Origin of the sequence: Paractinoplanes toevensis (assembly GCF_018332695.1) — a bacterium.
GTDB lineage: Bacteria > Actinomycetota > Actinomycetes > Mycobacteriales > Micromonosporaceae > Actinoplanes > Actinoplanes toevensis.
In genome coordinates this window covers 1-18133 of sequence record NZ_BOQN01000131.1, presented here as the reverse complement: position 1 = coordinate 18133, position 18133 = coordinate 1, and the positions used below count along the sequence as shown (strand labels likewise).

Here is an 18133-nt window from a genome sequence, read left to right as displayed (position 1 = left end):
GGGTAATCGCCGGACACGAGTGCCGTATCGGTCAGTGAGGATGGAATGGAACTCAACGAGAACGCCGACATCGACACCAGTCAGGTCGAGGACCAGCGCGGTTCGGGCGGAGGCGGCGGCGGCTTCGGCGGCCTGCCCATTCCGGGCGGCGGCGGCGGCCTCGTGGGCATCATCATCACGGTCGTACTGGCCCTGGTCGGCGGCTACTTCGGCGTCAACCAGCTCGGCGGCGACAGCGGCAGCAGCACCGGCGACAACACCAACATCCAGCAGGAGTGCGCCGACAAGACCACCGCGCGCACCAAGCTCGACTGCCGCAACGTCCTCTACGTCAACTCGATCCAGGCGTTCTGGACCGAGGCGGAACCCGAATACTTCGGCAAGCAGTACCAGTCGGCGAAAACGGTGCTCTTCTCCAACCGGGTCACCACCGGCTGCGGCGCCGCCGACTCGGGCGTCGGCCCGTTCTACTGCCCCGCCGACGACCGGGTGTATATCGACCTCACCTTCTACCAGGTGCTGGCCAAGCAGCTCGGCGCCCCCGGCGAGTTCGCCCAGCCCTACGTGCTGGCCCACGAGTACGGCCACCACATCCAGGACCTGCTGGGCACCGAGGCCAAGATGCGCCAGGCCCAGCAGGGCGGTTCGGAGGCCGAGCAGAACCTCCAGTCGGTGAAGCTGGAACTGCAGGCCGACTGCTACGCCGGCGTCTGGGCCCACCACGCCACCGAGACAAAATCGAAGAGCGGCCAGCCGATCTTCAAGAGCCTCACCGACGCCGACATCCAGGAGGGCCTGGACACCGCCAAGCAGATCGGCGACGACACCCTCCAGAAGCAGAGCGGCGGCACGGTGAACCCGGCCGAGTTCACCCACGGCACGTCCGCCGACCGTCAGAAGTGGTTCAAGGCCGGCTTCGACTCGGGCGACCCGGCAAAGTCCTGCGACACCTTCGCCGACGGCGCGGTAGTAGAGGGCGACTAGTTCTCAGCGTTCCGAAACAGCCTCGTCGCTTGCGGCGGGGCTGTTTTCTTACGCTTCCTTTTCCGTACGCCCGGCGACCGCTCCCGTGGCACTCAGTTCCAGCTGAGCGGGACTCACCCTCCGCGCGCCCCCGCCGGGCGGTGTCGGCGGAGACGCCCAGCCTCGGCCTGGCCGTCCTTCCCGGTAACCGGGGTGATGCGGCTCAGGGCTCGCGCACCAGCACCGATACGGCCCGGGCCCCGGCGATCGCGGACACCAGCACCGCGTGCCGGGGCTCGGGCACATCGAGGAAACGCTCGGCCCGCAGATCCAGCAGGGGCTTCAGCGCGGGCGGCGCGAGGACGGCGTCGACGGCGGAACGGTCACCGCCGGTGACGAGCGCGGCCATCCCGCGTACCTCCGGAAGCAGAATGCGCCCCGCGATGCCGGCGCCGTCGGCCGCCGCCGCTTTGGCCTGATTGTCCCGGCGGCGCGCGAAGCGCTGCTGCGACCAGCCACCCGCCGCCGTGCGCCCTTGCACGTAGTGGGTGTCCACCTTGGACACGATCAGCTCGGTGCCGACCGCGACACCGGCCGCCACCGCGCCCTTGCGGGCCAGCAGCAGACCGAGGCGACGCGGCGCCTGAGCCAGCCGGATCAGATCGGCCATCGTGGCGGCCGGGCCGGCTCCCGGCGGCGTCTGCCAGGCGGCCGACGCGCCGTCCGCCGCGATCAGGGTCAACCCGTCTTCCCGGTACGGCCCGTGCCGGCTCGCGAAGTTCTCGAGCCAGCGCGGCAGCCGCTCCGGGGCGACATCCACCCACTTCCCGCCGCCCGCCGCCGTCCGCTCGCCCATTCTTGTCAGACTACGGTGGCAGGATCCCCGGTGTGACGGACCTGGCCTCCGCCCTGCTCGGGCGACTCGACAACGACTTCGCGGCCGAGCGCGACCCGGTGCGCGCGGCGGCGATGGCGGCCTACATGCGCGACCAGTTCTCCTTCGCCGGCCTGCCCGCGCCGGCACTGCGCGCCATCGAGCGGTCGGCTTTCCGCGGCCTCCCCCGCCCGTCGGGGGAAGACCTCCGGGAGTTCGGCCTGGCGTGCTGGGCCCGCCCGGAGCGCGAGTTTCAGTACGCTGCCTGCGACTACCTGCGAAAACACGTGGCCGCGGCCGGCCCGGAATTCCTGCCGGTGGCCCGCGAGCTGCTGGTCACCAAATCCTGGTGGGACACGGTCGACCCGCTGGCCACCCGCTTCGTCGGCGACCTGGTGCGGCTGCACCCCCTGCTCGCCGGAGTGATGGACGCCTGGTCGGCCGACGACAACATGTGGCTGGTCCGCACCGCGATCCTGCACCAGCTGCACTACGGCACCGAGACCGACACCGAGCGGTTGTTCGGCTATTGCGAGCGGCAGGCCACCCACCCCGACTTCTTCGTCCGCAAGGCCATCGGCTGGGCGCTGCGCCACTACGCCCGAACCGACCCGGCCGCGGTCCGCGCCTTCGTCGACACCCACCGCGACCGCTTGTCTCCACTGTCGATCCGAGAGGCAACAAAGCACCTGTAGCGACCCCGACAGCCGGGACAGCCCTCACGACCGCGCGGGTCGCCACCCGTCCGGTGCGGCGACAATGAGTAGGTCCTGATCATGTTCAGGTGAGCTCAATCGGCTGTACGCGTGTCTGTTGGGCTGGTCGCTGCGGACACCCACTGTGGTTCGACGACGTGTGGGTCACCGACTCCACCCCGGTCAAGTGCGTCCGGTCCCGGCCACGGTGAAACGCTCCGGGCCGGGCCGGCCGGCTGGGGCTCGGGCCGAGGCCGGGGCCGGGGCCGGGGCTCGGGCCGGGACTCGGGCCGGGACTCGGGCCGGGGCCGGGGCCGGGGGCTGCGCGATTTTGCGCCTTCCGCGCTGCGGGCTGGGCAGCGCGTCGCTCCCGTCGCTCGGCCGCCAACCTTCACAGATCTTGTAGAACTGCTGCCACACGCTTGCCGGAAGTCGACAACATCGAGCCGGTCGGCATCGCCGGTGGCCGACATATACGGCATGTCATGTTTCCATGGTCGGGGTGCTGTTCACGATGTTGAAGCACCGTCCGTACGGCAGGACCGGGCGCCGCGATGGGGGACGTCGGCTTGGGATCCGAGCCTGATGGCTCACCATGCGGGAGGTCGCCATCGTCGCCTGCGGCGTAGAAACCCCGCACCGCACGCGAAAGGCGCGGCACGCGCCGTCCCGCGCACCGGCCGCGCCGGGCGGCGGCCCGCCCGTAGCGGCGGTTGTGGACCCCATGCCCGTACTTGAAAAAACCGCAAGTTCGTCGCCGAGCGGGCCGTTTCCGTGTTTCGGACCCTGCGAAACGCGGAGCTAGGCGCCGGTCAGCAGGGTGATCGCCAGGATGGCGATCACCGTGCTGGAGACCAGGGCGGTGATCATGCGGCCTCGGTCGCCGGTGAGCAGGCGGCCGATCAGGGAGCCGCCGCCGGCCAGCAGGAGTTGCCAGCTGGCCGAGGCCAGGAAGGCGCCGGCGACGAACCAGACGCCGCCGCCCTCGCCCGAGCCGCCCAGGACCAGCGCGGCGAAGTAGACGACGGTGGCCGGGTTGAGCAGGGTCAGCGCCAGGATGCCGGTGTAGGCGCGGGTCGCCGTCGTCGGCTTCTCCGGGCGGGCCGCGCCGGGCTTGCGGAAGGCGGCGCGGGCCGTCAGCACGGCCAGGATCAGCAGGATCGCCGCGGCCAGCCAGCGCAGCGGGGTCGCGATCGGGGCGATCAGGCTCGCCGCTGCCGCGCCACCCAGGACCGCGATGAGCGCGTAGATGCCGTCGGCGGTGGCCGCACCCAGGCCCGCCGCCGCGCCCACCCGGAGGCTGGTGCGGGCGGAAAGCCCGGCGATGAGGACGCCGATGGCGCCCACCGGCACGGCGACGCCGTAGCCGGCGATGACGCCGGCCAGGAACGGCGCGCTCACGACAGCTGCTGGTCGACGGTCCCCTCGGTGAGCCGGGTCTGCTGTCGGGCGGCCCGATCGGCCGCGGCGACAGAGACTGGCTTGGGCTTCAGCAGCATGGTCACGCCGCCATCATGGATTTTCGCGGAGACCGGCGCCAGCGAATTACGGGTTGTCGGAGAGCCAGGTGCTGATCCGGTCGTCCACGTGGGTCAGGGCGGCCTCGACGTCGGAGATGGCGTCCGGCATGGCGGCCAGCGCGACCAGGGCGGAGCGCAGGTGTTCCGAACCGGCGGCGAGCCAGCTGAACTCGTCGAACGCGGTGTGCAGGTCGGCCCGCCAGCGGTCGGTGCCGGTGCGCATGCCGGAGAGCAGGACCCGGAAGGATTCGAGCTCACCGCGGATCTCGTCGGGGGAAACCTGGCCGCGCGGGCGGTTGAGCTTGCCGACCACGTCGGGGCCGCGGCGGGGGCGCTGGAGCAGGGCTACGGCTCGCACGACCGCGGCCAGCAGGCCCGGCGGATCGGAGGTGACGGGAGCGGCCTGGACGAACCGCAGGACGAGGTCGGCGATCGGGGCGGTGTGCGGATCGTCGCGGTCGGTGCGGTTGAGCACCGTGGCTGCCGTGCGCAGCCACATCTCCGTCGAGCCCAGCCCTCTCCTCGCGAACTGCAGGAGAACATCGTGGGCCGACTCCGGTGGCGCCTCGGGGAAGGCCATCAGGCCGGCGAGCAGCTGATCCGCGTACGCCGTCCGGACCTCCGATCCCCAGGCCGTGGCGAATCTGACGGCGATCTCCAGGCATCGGCGGTACGTCTCCGCGGCCTGCGCGGGAGTGGCTCCGGTGACCGGGAGAATCCAGACCGCCAGCAGCGCCCGCGCGGCCGAGCCGACCGCTCCGGCGTCGTCCGCGCTGAAGAGCTGGGTGGTGAAGCCCAGCCGGGAATCGGCCAGCGGTTCGAGGTTGTGCCGCATCAGCTCGTTGTTCACACCGCCCTCGAAGTGCAGGCGCCGGCTGTGCGTGTGCCAGTCGAGCCCGCCGACGAAACCCGGGCCGGTGGTGTCCGGCACCCCGGTCAGCCAGAGCGGGTCGGGTGAGGGGACCTGGAACGTGCCGTCGTCGAGGCGGATGTCCACGTCCCGGCCGCTCGGGCCGTGCACCCGCTCGACCGCGAACGTGCCGGCGAGGGTGCCGAAGCCCTCGTCGTCGAGCTGGGCGTGCCAGAGCATCGCGTGGTCGTGCCACTGCCGGCGCGGCTCGACCCCGGCCGGCTCGACCAACTCGCTGAAGAGCAGTCCTCCCGAGGTCACGACGGCGAGCAGGGTGAGGTTGACGGTATAGGCGGCGAACCGGGCCGCGACGTTGCGCCCGGGGACCGGGCGGTAGGCCGACGCCGGCCACGCTCCCTCACGCTCGGCCTGCCGGAAGACCCTCACGAGTACGTCGGTCCAGCGGTCCCGCTCGGCCGGGGCGAGCCGGGCGGCCATCTCGGCCAGGAACGTCACGATCGGTGCGCGGCCGGTCAGCGACACCTGGGACAGCAGGTCGGCCATCAGATCGTTACCGGTCATCGGGCGTACCGCGAAGGTCACCGCGTCCCGCGCCACCGCCTCCTGCAGCAACCGCCAGGTGAACCGGGCCACCAGGTACTCCGCGAAGGTGGCGTGCAAAAACTCGTACGTCCGGCGGGGTTGACCGCCCCGGATGGCCTGCGCCCGATGGATGAAGAAGAACCGTCCGAAGATCAGCTCGGACGCGCTGAGCGCGTCGGCGTTCCGGCCGGCGGCCGGCTCGCCGAGGGTGGCCTTGAGGTCGTCGGCGACGGCCTCCTCGGTGACCCACTGGGCCGAGCGGTTGAGCATCGCGAACGCCACGATGGCCAACCGGCTCAGCTCCCGCTCGGCGTGCGGTTCGACGGCGGCCTGCGACAGATTGGGGTACGCCTTGGTCACCTCCCGCCGGGCGAAACCGAGCAGCAGTTGCTCGTAGAGTTCGCCGGTGGTCAGCCGGCCGCGGCCGCGCAGCGCGTTGGCGTCACTGTCGTAAAGCGCCAGCATGAGCAGCAGCAGTGGCTGCCCGGCCAGATCGGGGTGGGCGAGGACGGCGTCCGGGTCGAGCGGCCCGCACCCGCGCGCGGCCAGGCCGGCCGCGTTCACCTCGTTCCAGATGCGAACCCAGTTGCGGATGCGCGGTTCGTCGAACGGCTGGAGCCGCAGCAGCAGCGTCTCCGGCGGCACCGCGGCCCGATCGGCCACGCTGGTCCGGCTGGTCACGATGACCGCGGCGGCCCGGTCCTGCTCGCGTTCCCGCTGCTGGAACTCGGCGATCTTCAGCAGGAAGTCGGTCTGGCTGACGCCGGTGGCCTGCAGCAACTCGTCGAAACCGTCAAAGATGATCACCGGCAGCGCCTCAGTGCTGCGGGCCAGCTGCGACCAACTGGTCTCCTCGGTGGTGGCGGCCAGGATCGCCTGCTCGATCTGCTGCTGGAGCAGCACCGAGCTGTCCACGTCGCGCAGCGGCACCCGGATCGGCAGGAAACGGGTCTCGGACAGCCGGGCGGCCAGGATCCGGGTGAGCACCGACTTGCCGGCACCCGGCTGCCCGAGGACGAGCAGCGGCGCCCGCAACGCCCGCGGCGAACCCAGATAGCCGGCCAGGAACCGGTCGATGTCGTGCCGCACCTCGACGTCGTGCCAGGTGGCCTCGTCGGCCGCCGTCCGGCCGGCCGGACGCTCGGCCACCTGGAACGCGGGCGGGATGTAGGCGCGCTCCAGGGTGGGCACGTCGAGCCCGTCGGGCAGGTCGACCGTCTCGACGATGCCGTGCTCCAGCGGGGCCGCATGCGCCCGCCGCAACGCGGCGACCACCCCGTCGGTGCTTCCGGCCGCGGCGACCTCACGCAGGAGTCGTTCCAGCTCCCGCAACGAGGGTACGAACGTGTCCAGCCGCTGCTCCACGGCCACCTGGTGGCGGCGATCGATCCACAGTGCCATGTCCGGGCAGTCGGCCGTCAGGTTGAGCAGCATCTCCTCGTACCGCTGGCGGGCCCGCCGACCACCGGTGACGATCTCCCCGCGCAGGACGTTGCGCTCCCCCTCGCTGAGGTCGTCGAACGGCGCGAGCCCGCCGAGGAACCGGAACAGCGACTCGGAAAGTCCCGCGTAGAACCCGTCGAGGTCGGCCAGGTACTGCTCGTGCGGCACGTGCGGCTCGGGTGTCGCGAGCCCGGCCCGCAGGGCGGTGGAGGTGAGGTCGCGAGCGCCGTCGGCGCCGTTGCCGGCCAGCCGCAGCTGCTCCTCGCGGGTCAGCCGGGCCCAGTCGAGGTCGACGTCGGAGATCGCGTCGAAGTAGGCGGCGACGACCACGACGGTGTGCGCGGCGGCGAGCCGCTCGGTGCGGTCCCGCCGCCCCGACCCGGCCATCGCCCGCCCGGCCTTGCCGACCAGATCGGCCGAGACGCGCGCCAGCTCGGCCCGGAGGTCGAGCATCGCGAGCAGCTGCGGAACGGCGATGGCAGCCCCGGCCAGCACACCCCCGGTGATGGTGTTGAGCCGCTGGAAGACCGCAGACTCCGGGCCGCCACCGAGGATCCGCACGGCATCGGCATAACTGATCGTCTTCGCCACGCCACTGATTGTTCCGACCGAAGGCCACTCGCGTCAGCCCCCAGTCCCGGCCGAGTCTGTGTGGCACACCGCTGCGTGGATCGGTCCGGCCTGGATATGGTCCGAATCATGAGCGTGGTGGGTGAGCTGATCCTGGTCCGACACGGACAGAGCCTGGCGAATGTGGCATTTCCGGCGGCAGACGAGCACGGGCTGCTCGAGGCCGAGGTGACCGGACGCGACGCCGAGGTGCCGCTCACCGAGGTGGGTGAGCAACAGGCCGCGGCGGTCGGAGCGTGGCTGGCCGAGCTTCCGGCCGAACAGATCCCCCAGGTCGTGATCACCTCGCCCTACCGGCGGGCGCGGGAGACCTGGCGGATCGCAGCCGACGCCTCCGGCCTCGACCTGCCGGAACCGACCACCGACGGCCGGCTCGTCGACCGGCTGCTGGGCGACCTGGAGATGCTCACCCGAGCCGCGATCGCCCAGCGTTTCCCGGACGAGGCCGGCCGCCGCTCGGAGGCCGGCGAATATCGGTACGCCCCACCGAGCGGCGAATCCTTCGCCGACGTGGAGGCACGCCTAGCCTCCTTCGTCACCGACCTCAACCGCGACCAGGCCGGCCGGCGAGTCGTCGTGGTGGCGCACGACGCCGTAGTGCTGATGATGCGCGCGGTCATCCAAGGACTCACCTGGGACGAGGTCATCGCCTTGGAGAGAGCCGAGGGCAGCGTCCGCAACGCGTCGATCTCCCAGTTCCTGAACCGCGACGGCCGGCTCGAACTGGTCCGCTACAACGACGTGGACCACCTCCCCTCGCTCTGACCGCTCCCGACTCCGACCCTGACCGCTCTCCGGCGATCGGCTCGAACTGGCCGCTCCGACCCGGGTGGACGCCGTTATTCCGACGGCTGCCAGGCGATCAGCTCGGCCAGCACCGAGCGGTCCCCGTCGACCCGCAGGTCGTCGAACGGGACCCTCCCGTAGAGCGCCAGCACCAGGTCGCTGGCCGAGCCGTGCACGGTGGCGACCGGGTCGCCGCTGGTCGGCGGGTCGAGCCGGGCACCCGAGGGCGACAGCTCGAGAACCCAGGACGGCCCCTCGGTGGCGGTGAACACGATGCGGGCCGGCCGGTTGGGCCACGGCCCGGAGGCACCCAGGCCGACCTGGATGAACTCGGCGACCCCGTCGACGGCGATCGCAGCCGGCAGCGGCTCGGGTTTGCCGGCCGACTCCTGCGCGTCGTAACCGTGCACGGCCGCCTCCTGCACCTGATGCCGGGCGATCGCACCGGCCGTCATCGGCGCACCGGAGGAACCCCACCACGTCCAGGCCGGGCTGTCCGGCCCGGCCGAGGCCAGCGCGTCGAGCAGCAGCCGGGTCGACTCGCCGAACCAGGTCAGCAGGTCACCCTGCGGGCCGAGCTCGCCGCGCTGCTCTTCATCGGGCGGCCCGGACGGATCGGCCAGGGAGGTGGCGACGGCCCAGAAACGCTGCACGCCGCCGATGTGGGCAACCAGGTCGCCGAGCGTCCAGTCGGGACAGCCCGGCACCCGGGCGCCGAGGTCGGGCGCGGCCCCGGCGGCGGCCCGCAGTGCCGTGGATCTGTCCTCGATCTGCCCTAGGAGCTGCGCAAACGGCGCGGTTTCAGTCATGCCCCGTTCTACCACCGGGGTACGACAAGTTGCCGTGTGTATCTACAGTGGTCACTCGACGGTGCCATTGAACGGATGAGGCAATGCCACGCTCCCGGCCCCACGAAAGCGGCGACGACCCGCCGGACGACGGCGCCGGCCCACCACGTCCACATCCCGCAGCCGGTGGCGACGCCGGTAGCGTCGCGAGGGCGCAGGCATGGACCTTCGCCGCTGCCCAACGGGGCCGCATCGGAGAGAGCGCCGGCCGCGGCAACCCCGAGACCACGGCGCCGGCACCTCCGCGAAGCGGCGATGACATCGAACTAAGCCGATGGGAGAACGGTTACGACAATCTCGGCGACGAGCCCACGAAATTCAACATCGCCGCCAACGACGCCGCACACGAAGCGGATTCTGCACACACCATCGACCGCCACGGTCCGCAGATACCGCTGGAACGAGACCTCAGCAAGAAGACCATCGAGGGCCGCATCTACAACGACACCGGATGGCCCAACAGCCAAAACGGCTCATTCAGGTGGATTGACCCGTCGACCATGAACCGAACCATCAACGACTATGTCGAGAAGAACTGGGAACGGATCCGCACCAACCTGGCGATCAACGGTCAACATCGAGACGTCTTCGACGCCGGTCACGCTGTCGGAGAAGGCTACGTCAACCCAGGAATGTACGGTGCCGGCCCGCGGCAATCGCAGTACTCGGTCACGAGCACCGTGCGCATTCTCATCGAACTCGCGCCCGGAACCGATCCCCCGCAGCCGTTCATCGTGACCGCTTTCCCGACCGGACTAGGGTGATCGAATGGACCTCTCCAGCCTGCCCGAATGGGCTCGTCGGAACATCGAGGAACGCCTCGAGCGGCCACCGCTGGAAACGGTGCGCAGCTTCTTGGGTGCGTACTTCAACGACGCCGACAGCTTCGAGGAGGTTCGCGCCCATCTTCGGCGGCTGGCGCAGAGCAACATCCGATCGCACCAGGAGGATCTCTACGCCCTTGATGCGGTCATCGCGGATCCGCCGACGGGGTCTAATGTCCTCAATCACCTGGTCGCCTGGGATGCCAACTGGGTCCTCGACGACCCGTCGGATGCCAGCTCGCTGGAGTTCCTCCGCGAGGTCGCGCAAATGCTGCGCGAGGTGATCGCGGAGGCACCTCCGTCGGCGGAACGCTGGCGATCGTGGCCGATCGCCCGATGATCAGACGTTGAAGCCGAGGGCTCGTAGCTGCTCGCGGCCGTCGTCGGTGATCTTGTCGGGGCCCCACGGCGGGAGCCACACCCAGTTGATGCGGAAGTCCTGGACCAGGCCGCCGCCGGGGCCGGTGGTCAGGGCCGCGCGGGTCTGTTCCTCGATCACGTCGGTCAGCGGGCAGGCCGCCGAGGTCAGCGTCATGTCCAGGGTGACCACGTTGTCGTCGTCGACGAACGAACCGTAGACCAGGCCGAGGTCGACCACGTTGATCCCGAGTTCGGGGTCGACGACGTCCTTCATCGCCTCTTCGATTTCGTCGATCGTCGCCTTCTTGACGGCCACCCCGGCCGCGGCGGCCGCGGTCTCAGCGGCCGCAACCGGCTCAGCGGCGGTAGTCGGCTCAACGGCCGCAACCGGCTCAGCGGCCGCAACCGGCTCGGCCGGCTCGGCCTCGGGCTCGGCGGCCGCGTTGACCTCCACGGCTGGGACCTCGTCGGCGGACGTGCCGGCCTCGGCCCGCTCGGCTGCTAGCCAGGCGGGAACCTCGTCGATTTTGTCAGTCATGCCTTCACCTCCGGGCTTGCGCCCACGTCCACACCCGCACGGGCCGCGGCGTCCTTGAATGCCATCCACGGCAGTAGCGCGCACTTGACCCGCGCCGGAAACTTCGAAACGCCGGCGAAAGCGATCGCGTCGCCGAGGACGTCCTCGTCCGGCTCGACCTGCCCGCGCCCCTGCATCAGCTCGACGAAAGCCTCGTGAATTCCCGCGATCTCGCCGGCCGACTTGCCGATGAGCAGTTCGTGCATCACCGAGGCGGACGCCTGGCTGATCGAACAACCCAGACCATCGTACGAAATATCGGAAAAGTCGGATGGAACCCGTACGGTGATCTCGTCGCCGCACGTCGGGTTCACGTGGTGCGCCTCGCCATCGTACGGATCACGCAAGCCCCGCCCATGCGGATGCTTGTAGTGATCGAGGATGATCTCCTGGTAGAGCGCGTCGAGCATCATCAGCCGAACACCTTCCGCACCTGGTCGAGCCCCCGCGCCAGCGCATCGATCTCGTCCGTGGTCGTGTAGAGGTAGAACGAGGCCCGGGTCATCGCCGGGACACCGAAACGCACGCAGGTCGGCTTCGCGCAATGATGCCCGACCCGCACCTCGACACCCAGGGCGTCCAGGACCTGTCCCACGTCATGGGGGTGTACCCCGTCGACCGCGAACGACACCGTGCCACCGCGGCCCTCGGGCGTCGCCGGCCCGAAGATGCGAACGCCGGGCACATCGGCGAGGGCTTTCAGCGCGTACGCCGTGATGTCCTGCTCGTGCTGATGGACCTCGGCCATGCCCAGCTCGTTGAGATAGTCCACGGCGGCGCCCAGTCCGATCGCCTCGGCGATCGGCGGCGTGCCGGCCTCGAAGCGGGCCGGCGGGGCCGCATAGGTGGTGCCGGCCATCGTGACCGTCTCGATCATCGAACCGCCACCGAGGAACGGCGGCATCTTCGCGAGCAGCTCGAACCGGCCCCAGAGCACCCCGATGCCGGTCGGGCCGAGCATCTTGTGCCCGGTGAACGCGATGAAGTCGACACCGAGCCCGCGCACGTCGACCGGCAGGTGCGGCACCGACTGCGAGCAGTCCAGCGTGACCAGCGCGCCGACCTCACGCGAGCGGGCGACGATCCGGGACAGGTCGTTGATCGTGCCCAGGGTGTTGGACATGTGCACGAGCGACACCAGACGGGTGCGCTCGTTGATCAACTCGGCCAGCGAGGACTCGTCCAGCCGGCCGTCGTCGGTGATGCCGAACCAGCGCAGCGTGGCGCCGGTCCGCTCGCACAGCAGCTGCCAGGGCACGATGTTGGAGTGATGCTCCATCTCGGAGATCACGATCTCGTCGCCCGGCTTGAGCGCCAGATATTGCCCGGCCGAGTGTGCGACCAGGTTGAGCGCCTCGGTCGAGTTCTTGGTGAAGACGATCTCGTCCGGGGTGCCGGCGTTGATGAAGGCCGCGACCTTGGCGCGGGCTTCCTCGTACGCCGTCGTGGCCTCGGTGCCGAGCGTGTGCACCGAGCGGGACACGTTGCCGTTGTGCCGCTCGTTGTGCAGGCGCATGGCCTCGAGAACCTGGCGAGGCTTCTGCGAGGTGTTGGCGCTGTCCAGATAGACCAGCGGGTGACCGTTGATCTCCCGCTGGAGGATCGGGAAGTCGGCTCGGATCCGGGCCACGTCGAACGTCATTGTCCCCAGCCTTCCTCAGGCACGCGTGGCCACGTAACGCTCGTAGCCCTCGGCTTCCAGCTGCTCGGAAAGCTCCGGCCCGCCCTGCTCGACGATCTTGCCGGCGACGAAGACGTGCACGAAGTCCGGCTTGATGTAGCGCAGGATGCGGGTGTAGTGGGTGATCAGGAGCAGGCCGGTCTCGCCGGTCTCGCGCACGCGGTTGACGCCCTCGCTGACGATCCGCAGCGCGTCGATGTCGAGGCCGGAGTCGGTCTCGTCGAGGATCGCGACCTTCGGCTTGAGCAGCTCGAGCTGCATGATCTCGTGCCGCTTCTTCTCACCGCCGGAGAAACCCTCGTTGACGTTGCGCTGGGCGAACGCCGGGTCCATCTGCAGTTTCTCCATGGCACCGCGCAGCTCGCCGGCCCAGGTGCGCAGCTTGGGCGCCTCGCCGTCGATCGCGGTCTTCGCGGTGCGCAGGAAGTTCGCCACCGACACCCCCGGCACCTCGACCGGGTACTGCATGGCCAGGAACAGGCCGGCGCGCGCCCGCTCGTCCACGGTCATGGCCAGGACGTCCTGGCCGTCCAGGGTCACCGAACCGCCGGTGATCTGGTATTTCGGGTGACCGGCGATGGAATACGCCAGGGTCGACTTGCCCGAGCCGTTCGGACCCATGATCGCGTGGGTCTCGCCCGCCTTGACCGTCAGGTCGACACCGGCCAGGATCGGCTTGAGCTCGCCCTCGGGCAGCTTCACCGACACCTGCAGGTCACGGATCTCCAGGGTGCTCACGGATTAACTCCATTACTCGGTGTGGTCGAAACGTAGATGTCGCCGTCGCGGATCTCGACGGGGAAGACCGCCACCGGCTCGGTGGCGGGAAGGCCGGTCGGCTCGCCGGTGCGCAGGTCGAAACGGGACCCGTGCAGCCAGCATTCGAGCGTGCAGCCGTCCACTTCGCCCTCGGACAGGGCCACCGCGGCGTGACTGCACTCATCGCGTACGGCATAGAAGTTGTCGTCGTCGGCGTGCACGATCGCGATCTCGATGTCGGCGATCTCCACCTGGATCGCCGACCCCTTCGCGATGCCGGCCGCCGGCCCGACGAGCTCGAAACTCACGACGAGTACTCCGCCAAACGAGCCTCGACCGCGTCGCCCAGACGCTCGCGCAGTTCCTCGACCGGGATCTTGTTGAGCAGTTCGGCGAAGAAGCCGCGAACCACCAGCTTCCGGGCCTCCCCTTCGGGGATGCCACGAGCCATCAGATAGAACAACTGCTCATCATCGAAGCGGCCGGTCGCGCTCGCGTGCCCGGCGCCGGCGACCTCGCCGGTTTCGATTTCCAGATTGGGTACGGAGTGAGCGATCGCGCCGTCGGTCAGGATCAGGTTGCGGTTGATCTCGTACGTGTCGGTGCCGGTCGCGGTGGCCCGGATCAGCACGTCGCCGACCCACACGGTCTTGGCCGACGCGCCCTGCAGAGCACCCCGGTAACCGACGTAGCTGCGGCAGTCGGGCACCGAGTGGTCGACCAGCTGGCGGTGCTCGAAGTGCTGGCCGGCGTCGGCGAAGTAGAGGCCCCACAGCTCGGCGTCGCCACCGCGGCCGGTGTACTCCACGCTGGTGAACTGGCGGACCAGGTCGCCACCGAGGGCCACCTGCACGTGCTGCACCCGGGCGTCCTTGCCGACCAGGAGCTTGACGTGCTGGGCCTGCACCGCACCGGCGTCCCACTCGGCCACGGTCACGAAGGTCAGCTGCGCGCTGTCGGCGGTGACGACCTCGATGTTGTCGGCGAGGACCGCCGTACCCGTCTGCTCCAGGACGATCGTGACCTTGGCGAACGCACCCACCTTGATCAGCGTGCGGGCCGCGGCGGCATCGCCGCCCTTACCCACCCGGCGCAGGACGACGGCCTCGGCGAGCTCGGTCTCCGGCGCGACCTCGATCAGCGTGACGCCGTCGGCCGAGCCGTAGGCGAGGGCGCTGATCCGGTCGAACGGGGTGAGCACCGCCTCCGCGGAGTCCACGTGGGACACCGTCACACCCGCGGGCAGGTCACCGTGCTCCACCGCCGGCGCGATGCCGCCGAGTGAAGACGCGGTGACCAGGTCGCCGAGCCGCTTGAGCGGGGTGAAGCGCCACTCCTCCTCCAGGCCGTTGAGGGCCGGGAAGTCGGTGACGTCGAAGGAGCGCAGCACCTGCGACTTGGTGCTGGGCGGCGGTGCGATGGCCTCGGTAGTCATTTCTTCCTTTAGTAGTCCGCGCGTCTTCGGTGTGGGCCCGGGGCTGTTAACCCACGGCCCCTTCCATCTGCAGCTCGATGAGGCGGTTCAGCTCCAGGGCGTACTCCATCGGGAGTTCCTTGGCGATCGGCTCGATGAAGCCCCGCACGATCATCGCCATCGCCTCGTCCTCGGTGAGGCCGCGGCTCATCAGGTAGAAGAGCTGGTCCTCGGAGATCTTGGAGACGGTGGCCTCGTGACCCATCGACACGTCGTCTTCCCGAATGTCGACATAAGGGTAGGTGTCGGACCGCGAGATGGTGTCGACAAGGAGTGCGTCGCACTTGACCGTGCTCTTCGAGTGCGAAGAGCCCTCCAGGACCTGGACCAGACCGCGGTACGAGGTGCGGCCGCCGCCCCGGGCGATCGACTTCGAGACGATCGTCGACGACGTGTACGGCGCGGCGTGCACCATCTTGGCGCCGGCGTCCTGGTGCTGGCCCTCGCCGGCCATCGCGACGCTGAGCACCTCACCCTTGGCGTGCGGGCCGGTCATGTAGACCGCCGGGTACTTCATCGTGACCTTGGAACCGATGTTGCCGTCGATCCACTCCATGGTCGCGCCCTCTTCGCAGGTGGCGCGCTTGGTGACCAGGTTGTAGACGTTGTTCGACCAGTTCTGGATGGTCGTGTAACGGCAGCGGGCGTTCTTCTTCACGACGATCTCGACGACCGCCGAGTGCAGCGAGTCGGACGAGTAGATCGGCGCGGTGCAGCCCTCGACGTAGTGCACGTAGGCACCCTCGTCCACGATGATCAGAGTCCGCTCGAACTGACCCATGTTCTCCGTGTTGATCCGGAAGTACGCCTGCAGCGGGATGTCCACCTTGACGTTCTTCGGCACGTAGATGAAGGAGCCACCGGACCAGACCGACGTGTTCAGCGCGGCGAACTTGTTGTCGCCGACCGGGATCACGGTGCCGAAGTACTCCTGGAAGATCTCCGGGTGCTCCTTGAGCGCCGTGTCGGTGTCGAGGAAGATGACGCCCTGCTCCTCGAGGTCCTCACGGATCTTGTGGTAGACGACCTCGGACTCGTACTGAGCCGCGACACCGGACACCAGCCGCTGCTTCTCGGCCTCGGGGATGCCCAGCTTGTCGTAGGTGTTCTTGATGTCGGCGGGCAGGTCGTCCCAGGTGGCCGCCTGCTTCTCGGTCGAGCGCACGAAGTACTTGATGTTCTGGAAGTCGATCCCGGTGAGGTCGGCGCCCCACGACGGCATCGGCTTGCGGCCGAACAGCCGCAGGCCCTTCAGTCGCAGGTCGAGCATCCACTGAGGCTCGTTCTTCAACGCGGAGATGTTGCGCACCACTGCCTCGGACAGACCACGCTGAGCGATCGAGCCCGCTGCGTCGGCGTCGGCCCAGCCGTACTCGTACTTGCCCAGGGCGGCGAGGTGCTCTTCCTGAGTAGTGATCTGGTCGGTCATGTATCTGTCCTAACCGTGGTTGCATTTCCGCGGGCCGGCCCGGGGATGTGCGTGGTGCACACCTCGTCGCCGTGCGCGATGGTGGCGAGACGCTGCACGTGGGTGCCGATGAGCCGCGAAATGACCGCGGTCTCGGCGTCGCACAGCTGGGGAAACTCGGCAGCCACGTGGGCCACCGGACAGTGGTGCTGGCACAGCTGCCCGCCGGACGCGATCGTGGAAGCGTTGGCAGCGTAACCCTCGGCGGTGAGCACCTCGGCGAGTGCCTCCGCCCGGGCGATCGGATCGTCGCCGGCCTCGCACATCGCGGCCCGGCAGCGCTCCTCGAGCGCGGCGACCTGGGAGGCCGCGAACTCGCTCACCGCGTCCGGTCCGTGCCGCTGCGCGATCCAGCGCAACGCGGCCATCGCGATGCCGTCGTAGAAGTGCGGGAAGGCCTCGCGGGCGACCGGGGTGAGCACGAACGCCTTGGCCGGTCGGCCACGCCCACGGGGACCCCGGTGGCGGACCTCGCGCGTCTCCACGAGATGCTCACCGAGCATGGCGTCCAGGTGCTTGCGGATAGCGGCCGGGCTCAACCCCAGCTCGCTGCCGAGCTCCGCCGCGGTGGCGGCACCCCGCTCGAACAGCAACTGAGCGACCCGGTCACGGGTGCGACCGTCCGACGCGCTGGCCGATGCCACCGCCCCGCTCCGGATCAACACCTCGTATTTCACTACGGCAACGTTACGTATTTCCGGAGGCAGCTGCAAACTGACTCCCCGGTGATCCGGGCCACCGCCCTTCGGGAGCGCCCGATACGACGTCGGAAGCCCTGCGTACGATGCCAAAGGTGAAGCTTCCCGCGCTGCGCCCGATGGCCCTCGCGTCCCTGATCGCCAATGTCGGGCTGATCGTCACCGGTGCGGCGGTCCGGCTGACCGATTCCGGTCTGGGCTGCCCCACCTGGCCGAAGTGCACCGACGGGTCCTACACGACCACGCAGGCCATGGGCGTGCACGGCGTCATCGAGTTCGGCAACCGGCTGCTCACCTTCGTCCTGGCCGCGATCGCGCTGGCCTGCTTCATCCTGGCGCTGCTGGAACGCCCGCGCCGCCGGCGGCAGGTCTGGCTGAGCCTGGGCGTGCTGCTGGGCATCCCCGGCCAGGGCGTGGTCGGCGGCATCACGGTCCTGACCAACCTCAACCCGTGGGTAGTCGGCCTGCACTTCCTGCTGTCGATGGCGCTGATCGTCGCGGCCTACGCCCTGTGGCGCAGCACGGACGAGGGCGACGGCGCTCCCGTCTTCCGGGTGGCCACCCCGCTCCGCCACCTCACCTGGCTCACGTTCCTGGCCAGCGCGGCCGTGGTGGTCCTGGGCGTGATCGTCACCGGAAGCGGCCCGCACTCCGGCGACAACGGCGCCAAGCGCAACGGCCTGGACCCGGCCGCCATCGCCCAGGCCCACGCCGACGTGGTCTTCCTGCTGGTGGGCCTGACCATCGCCCTCTGGTTCGCCTTCCGCGCCGTCGGCGCCCCCGGCCCGGCCCGGGCCGCGCTGATCCTGTTCGCGGTCGAGATGGCCCAGGGCCTGATCGGCTTCGTCCAGTACTTCACCCACCTGCCGGTGGCTCTGGTGGCCGCCCACATGCTCGGCGCCGGCCTGGTCTGGACCAGCACCCTGGCGGTCGTCTGGTCGATCCGCGAGCGCCCGCCCGTGGCCTCCGCCGCCGAGCCACCGACGGCCGACACCCCCGCTCCGGCCCAGCAGCCGGTTCCCGCCTCTTGAGCGCTCGACCGCACGCTCAGCCCGGCTGATGCACGCCGCGCCCGGGCCA

The 18133-nt window shown here is 69.8% G+C and carries 18 protein-coding genes and 1 pseudogene; 7 read left to right on the top strand and 12 right to left on the bottom strand.

All coding sequences use genetic code 11. The annotated features are described in order from the left end of the window. Positions 1–45: 45 nt before the first annotated feature. Positions 46–984, top strand: coding sequence for a KPN_02809 family neutral zinc metallopeptidase (gene ypfJ, locus Ato02nite_RS43350; RefSeq protein WP_213012553.1), 939 nt, complete (start codon positions 46–48; stop codon positions 982–984). Positions 985–1186: 202 nt separating this feature from the next. Here the strand turns inward: ypfJ and Ato02nite_RS43345 are convergent, their stop codons facing one another. After that, positions 1187–1819, bottom strand: a complete 633-nt coding sequence (locus Ato02nite_RS43345; RefSeq protein WP_213012552.1) for an acVLRF1 family peptidyl-tRNA hydrolase — start codon at positions 1817–1819, stop codon at positions 1187–1189. 32 nt (positions 1820–1851) lie between these two features. On the opposite strand from Ato02nite_RS43345, the gene Ato02nite_RS43340 reads away from it, so the two are divergent. Together Ato02nite_RS43340 and Ato02nite_RS53395 are read left to right on the top strand one after the other, a co-directional pair. Further along, positions 1852–2532 carry a DNA alkylation repair protein gene (locus Ato02nite_RS43340; protein ID WP_213012551.1) on the top strand — a complete coding sequence of 227 codons (681 nt, stop codon included), beginning with the start codon at positions 1852–1854 and terminating at the stop codon, positions 2530–2532. Positions 2533–2649: 117 nt separating this feature from the next. Continuing rightward, positions 2650–2738 (top strand): annotated as a pseudogene (locus Ato02nite_RS53395) (IS982 family transposase); the annotation flags it as partial. A gap of 595 nt (positions 2739–3333) precedes the next feature. Here the strand turns inward: Ato02nite_RS53395 and Ato02nite_RS43335 are convergent. Both Ato02nite_RS43335 and Ato02nite_RS43330 read right to left on the bottom strand, forming a co-directional pair. Continuing rightward, positions 3334–3933 carry a LysE family transporter gene (locus Ato02nite_RS43335; RefSeq protein ID WP_213012550.1) on the bottom strand — a complete coding sequence of 200 codons (600 nt, stop codon included), beginning with the start codon at positions 3931–3933 and terminating at the stop codon, positions 3334–3336. Between the two features lie 144 nt (positions 3934–4077). Continuing rightward, positions 4078–7539: an NACHT domain-containing protein gene (locus Ato02nite_RS43330; RefSeq protein WP_213012549.1), complete on the bottom strand. Its 3462-nt coding sequence runs from the start codon at positions 7537–7539 to the stop codon at positions 4078–4080. Between the two features lie 108 nt (positions 7540–7647). Here Ato02nite_RS43330 and Ato02nite_RS43325 point away from each other — a divergent pair, with 108 nt between their 5' ends. Beyond that, positions 7648–8343, top strand: a complete 696-nt coding sequence (locus Ato02nite_RS43325; protein ID WP_213012548.1) for a histidine phosphatase family protein — start codon at positions 7648–7650, stop codon at positions 8341–8343. Positions 8344–8417: 74 nt separating this feature from the next. Here Ato02nite_RS43325 and Ato02nite_RS43320 read toward each other — a convergent pair whose 3' ends face one another. After that, positions 8418–9173 (bottom strand): maleylpyruvate isomerase family mycothiol-dependent enzyme, encoded by a 756-nt coding sequence (locus tag Ato02nite_RS43320; protein ID WP_213012547.1) that lies wholly within the window; start codon positions 9171–9173, stop codon positions 8418–8420. Positions 9174–9256: 83 nt separating this feature from the next. On the opposite strand from Ato02nite_RS43320, the gene Ato02nite_RS43315 reads away from it, so the two are divergent. Both Ato02nite_RS43315 and Ato02nite_RS43310 read left to right on the top strand, forming a co-directional pair. Next, complete coding sequence (locus Ato02nite_RS43315) at positions 9257–9976, top strand: hypothetical protein (protein WP_213012546.1); 720 nt, start codon at positions 9257–9259, stop codon at positions 9974–9976. Positions 9977–9980: 4 nt separating this feature from the next. Further along, entirely contained in the window at positions 9981–10376 is a 396-nt protein-coding gene (locus Ato02nite_RS43310; protein WP_246608079.1) for a hypothetical protein, read from the top strand. On the opposite strand, the gene Ato02nite_RS52905 is transcribed toward Ato02nite_RS43310, so the two are convergent. From Ato02nite_RS52905 to Ato02nite_RS43270, 8 genes are all read right to left on the bottom strand, one after another. Beyond that, entirely contained in the window at positions 10377–10850 is a 474-nt protein-coding gene (locus tag Ato02nite_RS52905; protein WP_438873114.1) for a metal-sulfur cluster assembly factor, read from the bottom strand. 80 nt (positions 10851–10930) lie between these two features. Next, positions 10931–11386 carry a Fe-S cluster assembly sulfur transfer protein SufU gene (gene sufU, locus Ato02nite_RS43300; RefSeq protein ID WP_213012545.1) on the bottom strand — a complete coding sequence of 152 codons (456 nt, stop codon included), beginning with the start codon at positions 11384–11386 and terminating at the stop codon, positions 10931–10933. Then, positions 11386–12615, bottom strand: coding sequence for a cysteine desulfurase (locus Ato02nite_RS43295; RefSeq protein WP_213012544.1), 1230 nt, complete (start codon positions 12613–12615; stop codon positions 11386–11388). The genes sufU and Ato02nite_RS43295 overlap by 1 nt, the downstream gene beginning before the upstream one ends. A 15-nt stretch (positions 12616–12630) precedes the next feature. After that, positions 12631–13392, bottom strand: coding sequence for a Fe-S cluster assembly ATPase SufC (gene sufC / locus Ato02nite_RS43290; RefSeq protein ID WP_213012543.1), 762 nt, complete (start codon positions 13390–13392; stop codon positions 12631–12633). Next, on the bottom strand, positions 13389–13721 hold the full coding sequence (locus tag Ato02nite_RS43285) for a non-heme iron oxygenase ferredoxin subunit (protein WP_213012542.1): 333 nt from the start codon (positions 13719–13721) through the stop codon (positions 13389–13391). Before Ato02nite_RS43285 ends, sufC begins: the two co-directional genes overlap by 4 nt. Further along, positions 13718–14848: a Fe-S cluster assembly protein SufD gene (gene sufD, locus Ato02nite_RS43280; protein ID WP_213012541.1), complete on the bottom strand. Its 1131-nt coding sequence runs from the start codon at positions 14846–14848 to the stop codon at positions 13718–13720. The genes Ato02nite_RS43285 and sufD overlap by 4 nt, the downstream gene beginning before the upstream one ends. A gap of 46 nt (positions 14849–14894) precedes the next feature. After that, positions 14895–16316, bottom strand: coding sequence for a Fe-S cluster assembly protein SufB (gene sufB / locus Ato02nite_RS43275; RefSeq protein ID WP_213012540.1), 1422 nt, complete (start codon positions 16314–16316; stop codon positions 14895–14897). Further along, entirely contained in the window at positions 16313–17032 is a 720-nt protein-coding gene (locus Ato02nite_RS43270) for a helix-turn-helix transcriptional regulator (RefSeq protein WP_213012539.1), read from the bottom strand. The genes sufB and Ato02nite_RS43270 overlap by 4 nt, the downstream gene beginning before the upstream one ends. A gap of 107 nt (positions 17033–17139) precedes the next feature. Between Ato02nite_RS43270 and Ato02nite_RS43265 the strand changes: the two genes are divergently transcribed. Next, on the top strand, positions 17140–18084 hold the full coding sequence (locus Ato02nite_RS43265; protein ID WP_246608077.1) for a COX15/CtaA family protein: 945 nt from the start codon (positions 17140–17142) through the stop codon (positions 18082–18084). Positions 18085–18133: the final 49 nt, after the last annotated feature.

Excerpts from the sequence above, each read along its gene's own strand:
- ypfJ (WP_213012553.1), top strand. The coding sequence starts at position 46 with ATGGAACTCAACGAGAACGCCGACATCGACACCAGTCAGGTCGAGGAC.
- Ato02nite_RS43345 (WP_213012552.1), bottom strand. The coding sequence starts at position 1,819 with ATGGGCGAGCGGACGGCGGCGGGCGGCGGGAAGTGGGTGGATGTCGCC.
- Ato02nite_RS43325 (WP_213012548.1), top strand. The coding sequence starts at position 7,648 with ATGAGCGTGGTGGGTGAGCTGATCCTGGTCCGACACGGACAGAGCCTG.
- Ato02nite_RS43320 (WP_213012547.1), bottom strand. The coding sequence starts at position 9,173 with ATGACTGAAACCGCGCCGTTTGCGCAGCTCCTAGGGCAGATCGAGGAC.
- Ato02nite_RS43315 (WP_213012546.1), top strand. The coding sequence starts at position 9,257 with ATGCCACGCTCCCGGCCCCACGAAAGCGGCGACGACCCGCCGGACGAC.
- Ato02nite_RS43310 (WP_246608079.1), top strand. The coding sequence starts at position 9,981 with ATGGACCTCTCCAGCCTGCCCGAATGGGCTCGTCGGAACATCGAGGAA.
- sufU (WP_213012545.1), bottom strand. The coding sequence starts at position 11,386 with ATGATGCTCGACGCGCTCTACCAGGAGATCATCCTCGATCACTACAAG.
- Ato02nite_RS43295 (WP_213012544.1), bottom strand. The coding sequence starts at position 12,615 with ATGACGTTCGACGTGGCCCGGATCCGAGCCGACTTCCCGATCCTCCAG.
- sufD (WP_213012541.1), bottom strand. The coding sequence starts at position 14,848 with ATGACTACCGAGGCCATCGCACCGCCGCCCAGCACCAAGTCGCAGGTG.
- sufB (WP_213012540.1), bottom strand. The coding sequence starts at position 16,316 with ATGACCGACCAGATCACTACTCAGGAAGAGCACCTCGCCGCCCTGGGC.
- Ato02nite_RS43265 (WP_246608077.1), top strand. The coding sequence starts at position 17,140 with ATGCCAAAGGTGAAGCTTCCCGCGCTGCGCCCGATGGCCCTCGCGTCC.